This is a genomic window from Neptunicoccus cionae (assembly GCF_014643735.1).
Taxonomy (GTDB): Bacteria; Pseudomonadota; Alphaproteobacteria; order Rhodobacterales; family Rhodobacteraceae; genus Amylibacter; species Amylibacter cionae.
The window spans coordinates 18,442-30,364 of sequence record NZ_BMKA01000012.1 but is presented as its reverse complement, the minus strand read 5'-3'; the positions used below and the strand labels follow the sequence as shown (position 1 = coordinate 30,364).

Annotated in this window: 11 protein-coding genes; 2 read left to right on the top strand and 9 right to left on the bottom strand. The window is 55.3% G+C overall.

The genetic code is table 11. The features are described from left to right. The gene (locus tag IEX10_RS19525) at positions 1 to 990 is read right to left on the bottom strand and encodes a TRAP transporter small permease subunit (protein ID WP_188678944.1); all 990 of its coding nucleotides are present in this window, start codon (positions 988 to 990) and stop codon (positions 1 to 3) included. A gap of 143 nt (positions 991 to 1,133) precedes the next feature. Then, entirely contained in the window at positions 1,134 to 2,222 is a 1,089-nt protein-coding gene (locus tag IEX10_RS19520) for a TRAP transporter substrate-binding protein (RefSeq protein WP_188678943.1), read from the bottom strand. Positions 2,223 to 2,785: 563 nt separating this feature from the next. Between IEX10_RS19520 and IEX10_RS19515 the strand changes: the two genes are divergently transcribed. Together IEX10_RS19515 and ilvN are read left to right on the top strand one after the other, a co-directional pair. Then, positions 2,786 to 4,540 (top strand): acetolactate synthase 3 large subunit, encoded by a 1,755-nt coding sequence (locus IEX10_RS19515; RefSeq protein ID WP_188678942.1) that lies wholly within the window; start codon positions 2,786 to 2,788, stop codon positions 4,538 to 4,540. A gap of 39 nt (positions 4,541 to 4,579) precedes the next feature. Continuing rightward, positions 4,580 to 5,140 carry an acetolactate synthase small subunit gene (ilvN, locus tag IEX10_RS19510; protein ID WP_188678941.1) on the top strand — a complete coding sequence of 187 codons (561 nt, stop codon included), beginning with the start codon at positions 4,580 to 4,582 and terminating at the stop codon, positions 5,138 to 5,140. A gap of 65 nt (positions 5,141 to 5,205) precedes the next feature. On the opposite strand, the gene IEX10_RS19505 is transcribed toward ilvN, so the two are convergent. The 7 genes from IEX10_RS19505 to IEX10_RS19475 form a co-directional block, all read right to left on the bottom strand. Further along, positions 5,206 to 5,451, bottom strand: a complete 246-nt coding sequence (locus tag IEX10_RS19505; RefSeq protein ID WP_188678940.1) for a cold-shock protein — start codon at positions 5,449 to 5,451, stop codon at positions 5,206 to 5,208. A gap of 230 nt (positions 5,452 to 5,681) precedes the next feature. After that, entirely contained in the window at positions 5,682 to 6,554 is an 873-nt protein-coding gene (locus IEX10_RS19500) for a LysR family transcriptional regulator (RefSeq protein WP_188678939.1), read from the bottom strand. 75 nt (positions 6,555 to 6,629) lie between these two features. Continuing rightward, a complete protein-coding gene (locus IEX10_RS19495; protein WP_188678937.1) occupies positions 6,630 to 7,424 on the bottom strand; it encodes an FAD binding domain-containing protein in 795 nt (264 codons plus the stop codon). A 13-nt stretch (positions 7,425 to 7,437) separates the two neighbouring features. After that, complete coding sequence (locus IEX10_RS19490; protein ID WP_188678935.1) at positions 7,438 to 9,801, bottom strand: xanthine dehydrogenase family protein molybdopterin-binding subunit; 2,364 nt, start codon at positions 9,799 to 9,801, stop codon at positions 7,438 to 7,440. Positions 9,802 to 9,815: 14 nt separating this feature from the next. Further along, positions 9,816 to 10,295: a (2Fe-2S)-binding protein gene (locus IEX10_RS19485; protein WP_188678933.1), complete on the bottom strand. Its 480-nt coding sequence runs from the start codon at positions 10,293 to 10,295 to the stop codon at positions 9,816 to 9,818. A gap of 54 nt (positions 10,296 to 10,349) precedes the next feature. After that, positions 10,350 to 10,793, bottom strand: a complete 444-nt coding sequence (locus tag IEX10_RS19480) for an SRPBCC family protein (protein ID WP_188678932.1) — start codon at positions 10,791 to 10,793, stop codon at positions 10,350 to 10,352. Positions 10,794 to 10,926: 133 nt separating this feature from the next. Next, positions 10,927 to 11,886, bottom strand: a complete 960-nt coding sequence (locus IEX10_RS19475) for a GAF domain-containing protein (RefSeq protein WP_188678931.1) — start codon at positions 11,884 to 11,886, stop codon at positions 10,927 to 10,929. Between the last annotated feature and the right edge of the window lie 37 nt (positions 11,887 to 11,923).

Below are 11,923 nucleotides of genomic sequence, written 5' to 3'. Positions count from 1 at the left end.
TTAGTGGGCCACAGGCGCGAGTTCTCGCTTGCCCGGTTCACTGCGATAGTCAGCGACTGCTTCGAAGAAATAGCTTACAAACTGGATCAGCATGGTGATCGCAAACAGCCCGAGGAAACCGGCCATCTGGTATTTCACAAACATGCCGACGCCCCCTGTCTGGGTAATTTCAAAGTTCATAAGCGGTGCGTTGATGATGGACTGTTTTCCGTTCAGCCCGATGTAAAGAATAACCCAAGCGGTGGCCGCCCCGAGGAACAAAGACCCAAAAGCGTTCACAAAACCCCGTGTTCTGTCAGAGAAACCGGCGTAAAGCACGTCAACCCGAACGTGGCCTTCTTCATAAAGGGTGTAGGCCGAAGCAAACAGGAACAGCGCAGCATACCAATAGCGCACCAGATCACCCATAAGGGCTTGTTCGTAGGAAAAGACAAAGCGGGAAATCACGATCAGAAGCTCTGAGGCAACGATCATCAGCGTCAACCACGTAAAGCCGAGCGTTCGGGTGAACAGCGCGATGATAAAGCTGATCCCGATCAGCGGCAGATGCACATAGGTGCCCACATAGCGGGACAGACCGAGCGAACGCACCGTGTCATCCGCAAAGAAATATTGCAGCACCTTTTCCACCCGCATGATCGCAATAGCGGAATCAGCGATGCCGACCAGAAGGACGGACCAAAAGCAAACGCGGATCAGGTACAGGTTGAACCGGTGTATCCGGTTTGCGTCCCATCGTAATGTCACGTCCTTGGTCATCAGGACGAAGACCACAGCACAGGCGATGGCGCCAGCGTATATCCCCAGAGCCAAAGCGCCGCCCTGCCCCTGAATAAAGTCCATCACGCGGGCATAGCCAAAGCCTACATTAAGAATGTTGTTAATCAGAAAAGCTGCAAGACAGGCTAGAACCGTCCAGCCTAAGATACGTACCAGCGGTGCTGGTGCTCCATATTTTCTAAGTACGACGGGTTGTTCTGCGTCGGCCATTTGTCCCCCCCGGGATCAAGTATTGGTGTTGCCTGCATCCATACAATCTGCCCGCATCTGTTGTGCCTGGTCGGATTACATGTCTGGATACGGGAAAAGAGCGGGGCCGCTAAGCCCCGCCCCTAATCGCATATGCGACAGCCTTAGATCAGGCCAAGCACACGGTTCCGTTGATTGATGAAGGTGCCCTCGAAGGCCGCCAGCATTGCCCCTTGGGCACGCAAGGTCTTCTGGAAGTGATCATCCACTTCTGTTGCAAGCGCAGAGTGTGCACGGGCATCTTCGAACACTTCTGCAGATGCTTCACCGAAGGCATCCCAAACATCGTCGTTGAATGCACGGACCTGAACGCCGTGATCATCCACCAGTTTGCCAAGAAACTCGCCGTTTTTGGCGATGGCTTCTTCGTGGGATGAGGCTAGTTCTTCGGCACAAGCGGCTTCGATGATGGCTTTCTCGTAATCCGAGAGACCTTCCCACCAAGCTTTGTTCATACCAAAGGCGATACCGCCGCCTGGCTCGTGCATACCACCAGTGTAGTAGTATTTTGCCGCTTCGTAGAACTTCATGAAATAGTCGTTGTAAGGACCAACCCATTCCGTTGCTTCAATGGAACCGGACACAAGGTTTTCGTAAATCTGGCCACCTGGCAGGGACACAGTGGATGCGCCCATTTTGGACAGAACCTGACCACCAAGGCCCGGAATACGCATTTTCAGACCGTTGAAATCATCCGGAGAGTTGATCTCTTTGTTGAACCAACCGCCAGCTTGCGTGCCGGTGGACCCACAACCGATCGCTTTCAGACCAAATTCGCCGGACAGTTTGTCCCACAAAGCCTGACCGCCAGCGTGTTTGATCCAGGCGTTCCACTCTGGTGTGGACATCCCGAATGGCACGGAGGTGAAATAGTTGAACGCAGGGTGCTTACCGCCCCAATAATAGTCAGCGCCGATATAGGCTTGGCTGTTGCCGGATGCGACTTCGTCAAAGGAGTCAAATGCGCCAACGCGCTCCCCTGCGGCGAAATATTCAACGTTGAATGCGCCATTGGACAGAACGGCGATCCGTTCGGCAAGACGCTGTGCAGAAGTACCCAGACCCGGGAAGTCCCGTGGCCAGGTTGATACGATTGTCAGTTGTTTTGCGTGGCTTGCCGCGACTGCAGGGCTGGCCAGCGCCGCAGCACCGGCACCAAGCGCCGCACTCGTTAGAAACTTACGACGTTCCATATAAAGATTTCCTCCATGTTTTCTTTAGCATTTTCTCACGGATATTTAAGCTCTCCCAAGCGATCCGCCGTATGCTCCGTTACCATGCAATGGACACAAAGAAGAAATCAACAAATAATCAAAGCAACCGTTCTAGAGCCAGTAAATATTGAGGATAATGCCAGCGAAACGCCAAGCTAAGGTTAAATTAGTGTCGGACAATGATGAAAAAATTGGCAATTCCGCATTTGGACCGCCTGCGAATCTGCATTGGTATGCAAAAGATTGGCCGAGCGGATTCTCTGATGCCAGTTGAGGCCGAATCTGCATGTCGGAATTTTGCGGATTTTGCGAAAGTTTCAAAAACAGGTGTCGAAACGACATTTTCTTGACAAAAGCCCCTTGACCCTCCGAACCGCCCTCCATAAGGTCACCGCCATGAGAACGGAAATGGTATATATTCTAGTCGTGGTGACTTAGCGCATGGCGCGGAAACGGTAACAATCGTTCCTACACCCATGCGCGCCCCCCTGATCGGGGGTTTTTTTATGCCTGATCCTATGATGTGAAGCTGGAGCAAGATTATGACACGTCAGATGAGTGGAGCCCAAATTGTTGTTAAAGCCCTGAAGGATCAGGGTGTGGACACAGTCTTCGGATACCCGGGTGGCGCGGTGCTACCGATTTACGATGAGATCTTCCAGCAAAACGATATTCGCCACGTTCTGGTGCGTCACGAACAGGGCGCAACTCACGCGGCTGAAGGATACGCGCGCTCTACGGGTAAACCCGGTGTAGTTCTTGTGACCTCCGGTCCGGGCGCAACAAACGCTGTAACCGGTATGACCGACGCGCTGATGGACAGCATCCCGATGATCGTTCTGACAGGTCAGGTGCCCACGTTTATGATTGGCAACGATGCTTTTCAGGAAGCGGACACCGTTGGCATCACGCGCCCCTGCACCAAACACAACTGGCTGGTGCGTGACACGAACGAGCTGGCCAAGACGATGCATCAGGCCTTCCACGTGGCCACATCCGGCCGCCCTGGTCCGGTGCTGGTCGACATTCCTAAAGACGTGCAATTTGCCAACGGGACTTATGTAGCGCCTGCCAAAGCGGACAAGGGACACTATAACCCCCGGGTTAAGGGTGACATGGATAAGATCACAGAGCTTGCCACGCTGATGGAAACTGCGAAAAAGCCGATCATCTATTCCGGCGGCGGTGTGATTAACTCCGGTAAGGCGGCTTCGATGCTGCTGCGCGAACTGGCTGACGCGACCAAATTCCCCGTGACCTCTACCCTGATGGGGCTTGGGGCTTATCCTGCAAACGGAGACAAATGGCTCGGTATGCTGGGGATGCACGGCACTTATGAAGCCAATATGACCATGCACGATTGCGATCTGATGATCTGCATTGGCGCGCGGTTTGACGACCGGATCACCGGTCGCGTGGATGCCTTCAGCCCGAACTCCAAAAAGGTTCACATCGACATTGATCCCTCCTCGATCAACAAGGTGATCCGCGTGGACGTGCCGATCATCGGGGACATTGGCCATGTGCTGGAAGACCTGATGAAAGTTTGGAAATCCCGTGGCCGCAAAACAGAGACTGAGGCGATCACCAAATGGTGGGGCCAGATCAACGACTGGAGCGCCAAGGACTGTCTTGGCTACAAGCAGGAAGGCAAGATCATCAAGCCGCAGTATGCATTGCAACGGCTTGAGGCGCTGACCAAGGATCATGACCGCTATATCACCACCGAAGTGGGCCAACACCAGATGTGGGCGGCGCAGTTCCTTGGGTTTAATGATCCGAACCGCTGGATGACATCGGGCGGGCTTGGCACAATGGGCTACGGTTTCCCGGCCTCTATCGGCGTGCAAATGGCCCATCCAGAGTCCCTCGTCATCAATATCGCGGGGGAGGCAAGCTGGTTGATGAACATGCAGGAGATGGGCACCGCCATGCAATACCGCCTGCCCGTTAAACAGTTCATCCTGAATAACGAACGCCTTGGCATGGTACGCCAGTGGCAGGAACTTCTGCACGGCGAACGCTACTCCAGCAGCTGGTCTGAATCCCTCCCCGATTTTGTAAAACTGGCCGAGGCATTTGGCGCCAAGGGTATCCAAGTTTCAGATCCGGACGATCTGGACGATGCCATCATTGAGATGCTGAACTACGACGGGCCGGTCCTGTTTGACTGTCTGGTCGAAAAGCACGAAAACTGCTTCCCGATGATCCCGTCAGGCAAGGCCCACAATGAAATGCTACTCGGCAACGCCTCCACCGAAGGTGCGATTGAATCCGGCGGCGCGGTGATGGTTTAACCCGCTCCCTGCCCTTCAACGCTTAGAATGGAATAGAAAATGAACGCACTCCGGATCAAGAAAGGCGCCTCCCGCAAAAGCGCCTATGACCTAAAAAGCACCTATGGTGATGAAATCGAAACCCACACGCTGGCCGTGCTGGTGGACAATGAAGCGGGTGTTCTGGCCCGCGTCATCGGCCTGTTTTCAGGTCGCGGGTACAATATTGAGAGCCTGACAGTGGCTGAAACCGATCACGCGGGACATCTGTCACGGATCACAGTTGTAACCACGGGCACGCCGCAAGTGATCGAACAGATCAAGGCACAATTGGGTCGGTTGGTACCGGTGCATGATGTACACGACCTGACAGTTGAAGGCCCAAGCGTGGAGCGCGAACTGGCGTTGGTCAAAGTGGCCGGTGTCGGGGAAAAACGGGTCGAGGCGATGCGCACATCAGAGGTATTCCGCGCCAATGTTGTGGACAGCACGCTGGAAAGCTTTGTGTTTGAAATTACCGGCGCACCGGAAAAGATCGACGCCTTTGTCGAAATGATGCGCCCTCTTGGCCTGGTCGAGGTGGCCCGCACCGGTGTTGCCGCGATCATGCGGGGCAACTAACCCTAAAGACCTCTATAGATTGCAATCAGGGCGCGTCATCGGCACGCCCTTTTTGCTTTGGAGGCTCAGCTGAGCATCTGCCGGCCCGTCAGTTTGCGAATTGACGCAACTTTCGAAGAGTTCACACCCTCATATGCGCTGTAGTCAATCTCAGCGCCACTTGGTACGCCACTGATCCCAAAGGCGTCTAGCGCGTCTTTGGGCAGAAAAACATCCACGCCCGTGTCCGCCTGCCGAATAAAACCGTATCCACGGCTCGCATCATACCACAGAACGTGCCCTGTTTTTACATCTTGTGCTGTTTGCACCATTCCCAATCACCCTCATGAAAGTTTTAGATACCCATCAAATACTTTACTTTTTGCCTAGGATGTTTGTTGCAAGCAGCACCCTTCAGCCCCTTATTTATATAGGAAATTGGCAATTCAAGATAGAGTCACAGGAAATTTATAAAGTGTTTAAGTTCAGTTGGTTGATCCATCAACGAAAATATAAGTTTACGCGCGACAACCTGTTTTGCTACCCAAGATAAGTAAACGAATCACTTATCAGTCAAGAAATCTATCAAGGTGCGTAACGACGCAGGCATGTTTCGTTTCTGGGGGTAAACGATATTGATGTCGCCTTGGGGAAATTGGTAATCGCCAAGAACCGGGACCAGTGCTCCGGTTTCAAACGCGTCACCGATCAGGAAATCCGGCTGTACGGAGATACCCAGACCTGCAATCGTCAGCCGCTTGTTATATGCGCCGGAGTTGCTTGAAAACCGGCCAGTGATCCGCTTGCGCACTTCTTTGCCGCCCTTGTACGCCACCCATTCCGAACCGGAGGTTAAATTGTTGTAGCGCAGGCATTCGTGGTTCGACAAATCGTCAATGTCACGCGGCGCACCGTGGCGTTCGATGTAGGAAGGCGCAGCACAGCACATCAGTTGAGTCACACCGATTTTGCGGGCGAACAGACCGCTGTCATCCAGATGGCCAATGCGCACAGCAGCGTCGAACCCGTCCGAGATCAGATCCACCCGCTTGTCCGACAATTGAAGAACCAGTTCAACGTCTTGATAAGTACAGGCAAATTCTTGCAGTTTCGGAGCGAGAACAGCTTCTGTATAGGCGATCGGCAGGGACAGGCGCAGGCGACCGCTTACGGTTGCGCTGCTGCATTTCGCGGCCTCATTTGCGGCATCAATCCGCGCCAGAATATCGAGACAGTTGTGGTAATAATCCCGCCCCAGATCGGTTGGCACCACAGAACGGGTAGACCGGTTCACAAGCTGCGCGCCAAGATCGGTTTCCAGATCGGTGATCCTGCGCGAACAGACCGATTTGGCAATCCCAAGCCGCGCGGCCGCAGCAGTGAAGCTGCTTTCCTCGACCACGGCGATCAGGGTTTTCATATGAATGATGTCCATGCCGGTCCCGCCTTATGCAAACAAAAAGGGCCTCCGCCAGCTTTGGCGAAGGCCCTTTCCGTGATTTAGCAGTTCTTAGCTGTTGTCAACGGCACGTCCGGCCATAACCCCCACCAAATGGGCGCGGTATTCAGCCGAACCGTGGATGTCAGCAAGCATATCGCCTTCATCGGTGGATACCCCTTGCGTGGCATCCGCGGACCAGTTCGCACCGAGCGCCTCTTCCAAAGCGGCGTGGCGGAACACACCGTCATTGCCAGCCCCTGTCACCGCCACACGCACGCCATTGGCGGTTTGTGCGGCAAGCACGCCAACCATCGCATAGCGCGAGGCAGGGTTTGGAAATTTGGCATAACCGGCTTTGGTGGCTTTGGGGAATTTCACCGCCGTGACCATCTCGCCTTCGTCCAGTGCGGTTTCAAACATGCCCACAAAGAACTCGTCTGCAGGAATTTCCCGCGCATCCGTGACGATTGTTGCGCCAAGGCCCAGACAGCCCGCCGGATAATCTGCCGCCGGATCGTTGTTGGCGATGGAACCGCCTATGGTGCCACGGGCGCGCACGGCGGGGTCTCCGATCCCATTGGCAAGACTTGCCAGTGCGGGAATGGCCTCGGCCACCTCTGATGAGCCAGCCACTTGGGCATGGGTACAGGCCGCACCAATGGTCACTGTGTCGCCCTCTACGCTGATGTTTTTAAGGGCATCAATCCCCGAAACATCCACTAGATCGGACGGTGCCGCGAGCCGTTGCTTCATTGTCGGGATCAGGGTTTGACCGCCACCGAGGAACTTGCCGTCCTCGGTGCCTGCCAGTTTCGATGTCGCGTCCGAAACAGAGGACGCACGGTAGTAAGTTGTATCATACATGTTCAATCACTCCTTATTCGGCCGCTTGCGCCGCAGAGACCTGTTGCAGGGCTGCCCAGACCCGCGACGGGGTGGCTGGCATGGACAGGTTGTTGTTGCCAATAGCATCGGTGATGGCGTTGATCACCGCTGGCGGTGAACCGATGGCCCCCGCTTCGCCGCAGCCTTTCATGCCAAGGGGGTTACCCGGACAGGTGGTGCTGTGATGGCTGACGGTGTAGTTTGGCACATCGTCGGCGCGGGGCATACAATAGTCCATGTAAGACCCTGACAACAGTTGCCCGTCATCGTCATAGACCGCATGTTCCAGCATGGCCTGTCCGATCCCTTGCGCAATACCGCCGTGGACCTGACCTTCCACAATCATCGGGTTGATGATGGTGCCAAAGTCATCTGACGCGGTGAACTGCACAATTTCAGTTACACCGGTTTGCGGATCGACCTCTACCTCGCAGATGTAACAGCCCGCAGGGAAGGTAAAGTTGGTCGGGTCGTAGAACGCGCCTTCCTTTAGGCCCGGCTCCATTCCTTCGGGCAGGTTGTGCGCGGTGTAGGCGGACAAGCCAACTTCGTGCCAGCCCATCGCCTTGTCGGTGCCTTTGACCTTCACTTCGCCGCCTTCAATGACGATGTCGTCTTCGGCTGCTTCCAGAACATGGGCCGCGATTTTCTTGACCTTGGCTTCCACCTTATCAAGCGCCTTGGAAATCGCGGACATCCCGACCGCGCCGGAGCGCGACCCGTAGGTGCCCATACCGAACTGAACCTTATCCGTATCGCCGTGGACGATCTGGATGTTCTCTGTTGGCAGATCAAACCGTTCCGACACAAGCTGTGCAAAGGTGGTTTCATGCCCTTGCCCGTGGCTGTGTGAACCGGTCAGGATTTCAATCGTGCCAACAGGGTTCACGCGGACTTCGGCACTTTCCCAAAGGCCAACCCCTGCGCCAAGCGAACCAACTGCTGCTGAAGGTGCGATGCCGCAGGCTTCGATATAGTTGGAATATCCCATGCCCCGTAGTTTGCCCCGTTTGGCGGCTTCTTCCTTGCGGGCCGCAAAACCGGCCACATCCGCGGCGGCTTTGGCCTGATCCAGATTGCCAGCGAAATCACCACTGTCATAAGCCATGATAACCGGCGTTTGATGGGGGAATTCGCGCACAAAGTTCTGCCGACGCAATTCACCCGGATCAACCCCGAGCTCCCGCGCGGCTGTTTCCATCATGCGTTCGACAAGATAGGACGCCTCGGGACGCCCTGCCCCGCGATACGCATCAACAGGCACCGTGTTGGTGTAATAGGTCTGCACATCGCAATAAACATTGGCGATATTGTACTGACCCGACAGCAGTGTCGCATAAAGATAGGTCGGCACCGAGGAAGAGAACAGCGACATATATGCGCCGAGGTTCGCCTTGGTGTTAATCTTGAAGCCAACGATATTGTTGTCCGCATCAAATCCCATCGTCGCTGTTGAAACGTGATCACGACCATGTGCATCGGTCAGGAAAGCTTCGGAACGGGTGGACGTCCATTTGACCGAACGATTGGTCTTCATAGAGGCCCAGAGACAGACGATTTCTTCTGGATAGATGTAGATCTTCGCGCCAAAACCTCCACCCACGTCCGGTGCGATCACCCGCAGCTTATGCTCTGGCGCAACATTGTAGAAGGCCGACAGCACAAGCCGCGCAACGTGGGGGTTCTGGGAGGTTGTGTAAAGCGTGTAGTGATCTTCGGATTCATCGAAGGTCGCAACGGCAGAACGGGGTTCCATCGGGTTTGGCGACAGACGGTTGTTGGTGATGTCCATCGTTGTTGTGTGATGGGCGGACGCCAGCGCTGCGTCTGTTTCGTCCTTGTTGCCGATTTCCCAGTCAAAAATCTGGTTGCCGGGGGCATTTTCATGAATTTGCGGTGCGCCTTCCTTCATGGAATCCCGCACGTTGGATGTGGCTGGCAGAACTTCGTACTCTACCATCACCGCCTCGGCAGCGGCCTGTGCCTGTGCCTTACTGTCCGCGATCACAACCGCAACCGCATCGCCCACATAGCGGACCTTTTCAGTGGCAAGTGCCGACCATGCGCCCATATTCATCGGGCTGCCATCCTTGGATGTGATACCCCAGCCGCAAATGATGTTGCCGATTGCGTCGCCGGTCAGTTGATGACCGTTCAGAACCGCCTCAACGCCGTCCATTGCTTCGGCAGCAGACGCATCGATGCTTTTCACGTTCGCATGAGCATGAGGAGAGCGGACAAACGCCGCATAAGCCTGATTTGGCTGGACGATGTCGTCAGTGTATTTGCCTTTACCGGTGATGAAGCGTTTGTCCTCTTTGCGCAGGACACGGGCGCCAATTCCTTGATCTGTCATGATTAAACCCTCCCTTACGCCATTTTCGATGCGCCATCGGCGATCGCTTTGACGATGTTGTGATAGCCGGTGCAGCGGCAGATATTGCCTTCAAGCTCTTCACGGATGGCCGGTTCGTCCAGCGTCTTACCAGCTGCCTTATAGCGCGAGACCATATCGGTGGCGGCCATGATCATTCCAGGCGTGCAGAACCCGCATTGCAGACCGTGGTTTTCCTTAAAGGCCACCTGCATCGGGTGCAGATCGTCCTTGCTGGCGGCAACGCCTTCGATGGTTGTTACCTCTGCCCCTTCGGCAGCCGCAGCAAGCATGGTGCAGGATTTGACGGCCTGTCCATCCACATGCACCACACAAGCACCACATTGGGATGTGTCACAGCCCACATGGGTGCCCGTCAGGCGCAGGTTCTCGCGGATGTAATCCACCAGCAACGTGTTGTCGGGCACTTCGACGCTGCGCGCCTTCCCGTTCACGGTCATTGATACTTTTGTCATGAATTCCTCCCAGAATTGACGGGCAAACCGGCCCTTAAATGTGTGTTCTTAGTGTCAGGCTTCTTCGAGTTCGCCCTTGAGATTGGCAAAAAACTTATCCGCCAGCTTGGCCGCTGTGGATTGGATCAACCGCGAGCCGAGCTGCGCAATCTTGCCGCCCACCTGTGCTTCGGCCTGATAGGTCAGGATGGTCTCGTCGCCGTCTTCGGCCAGTTGCACATCCGCGCCGCCTTTGGCAAAACCAGCGATCCCGCCCTTGCCTTCGCCTTCGATTTTCAAAGCGTTCGGCGCGACCATATCTTTCAAAGTCACATCGCCGGAAAACTTGGCCTTTACCGGCCCGATTTTCAGAGACACTTTCGCGGTCATATCGGTGTCGCTGGTCTTTTCCAGCTCCTCGCAGCCCGGAATGGCGCCGCGCAGGATGTCGGGGTTTTGAATAGCGTCCCAAACGGTTTGAATGGGGGCTGCTATGCGGTATTCGCCTGACATGTCCATGTGATGTAATCCTCCCGTAGTTTGGAAAATTAGACCGCAAAAGACTTAAACCTGTCAACGATCCCGCCGGTGTGCAGCGTGCTTGGCTGCTATAATCCTAGGGCAAACTGTCTCATGTTTGCGACAACAGGTGTCAGGCGGACAGCTGGTGCTTTTTCAACAGCCGGTAAAAGGTCGCCCTGCTCACCCCGAGTTGCTTGGCCGCAAGGGTCGCATTCCCCCGCGCCGCCGCCATCGCGCGCCGGATCGCGGCCCGCTCTGCGTCCTTTAACCCCAAGGGTGGAGCTTCTTCGGGCAGGATTTCGGTGCGTGGCAGAGGAATATCGAAGGTTTCATTCTGCAACCCGTAAAGCCGCCGCGCCGCACGGTTCGCCCCGATCACCAGATCATCCCGATCAGACGCCAGAAGCGGCGTGCCAAGGGCCGTGATCTCATCCGCAACAATGATGCGCGCACCGTCAAAGGCCGCGCGGAAATACTCCGTTTCGATCCGGTTTGCCGCGCTCACCACCAAAGAGGCCATCATCCGCGCAAAACTATCGTGCATGTCATCCCGCGCACAGGAAATATCAAGAACTGCGATCAGGTCTCCGCTGGCATCAAAAATCGGCGCGCCGGCGCAGGACATGCAGATGATTTCTTCAAGATAATGCTGATCCTTGTAGATCAGCACGGGGCGTTCTTCCAAAGCGCAAGTACCAACCCCGTTGGTGCCGACACGTTCTTCGCTCCAGATTGCGCCGGATCGGGCGCCAAGCACGTTGAGCGAGCGTTCGTCGACATCGTGGATCAAGCGGTGCAGGACCACGCTGTCCTTATTGGTCAGCATCACACAGCAGCCGGTTTTCACTACGGCTGTAAAAAGATTCTCCATGATTGGCTTGGCAATATGCAGCAAACGGTCAAGCCGCTGCTGTTCAAACCGCAGTTCCGACTGGCTTAGCAGATCATGCGGCCTGCGTAGATCAGGTTCCAGCCTGTGATGAAACATGGACCGCGCCCAAGATGCGGCAATGGCAGAGCGCGCTGGCGCGCGGCTCTCAACCTGTGCATGTACTTTTTCCACATGGCTGGCGTAGTTTTGCGCTGGCATAATGGATCCTCCCGCAGCAACCAGACCACGGGCGTCT

Coding starts and splice junctions, on each gene's coding strand:
- IEX10_RS19525 (WP_188678944.1), bottom strand. CDS start 990: ATGGCCGACGCAGAACAACCCGTCGTACTTAGAAAATATGGAGCACCA.
- IEX10_RS19520 (WP_188678943.1), bottom strand. CDS start 2,222: ATGGAACGTCGTAAGTTTCTAACGAGTGCGGCGCTTGGTGCCGGTGCT.
- IEX10_RS19515 (WP_188678942.1), top strand. CDS start 2,786: ATGACACGTCAGATGAGTGGAGCCCAAATTGTTGTTAAAGCCCTGAAG.
- ilvN (WP_188678941.1), top strand. CDS start 4,580: ATGAACGCACTCCGGATCAAGAAAGGCGCCTCCCGCAAAAGCGCCTAT.
- IEX10_RS19505 (WP_188678940.1), bottom strand. CDS start 5,451: ATGGTGCAAACAGCACAAGATGTAAAAACAGGGCACGTTCTGTGGTAT.
- IEX10_RS19500 (WP_188678939.1), bottom strand. CDS start 6,554: ATGGACATCATTCATATGAAAACCCTGATCGCCGTGGTCGAGGAAAGC.
- IEX10_RS19495 (WP_188678937.1), bottom strand. CDS start 7,424: ATGTATGATACAACTTACTACCGTGCGTCCTCTGTTTCGGACGCGACA.
- IEX10_RS19490 (WP_188678935.1), bottom strand. CDS start 9,801: ATGACAGATCAAGGAATTGGCGCCCGTGTCCTGCGCAAAGAGGACAAA.
- IEX10_RS19485 (WP_188678933.1), bottom strand. CDS start 10,295: ATGACAAAAGTATCAATGACCGTGAACGGGAAGGCGCGCAGCGTCGAA.
- IEX10_RS19480 (WP_188678932.1), bottom strand. CDS start 10,793: ATGGACATGTCAGGCGAATACCGCATAGCAGCCCCCATTCAAACCGTT.
- IEX10_RS19475 (WP_188678931.1), bottom strand. CDS start 11,886: ATGCCAGCGCAAAACTACGCCAGCCATGTGGAAAAAGTACATGCACAG.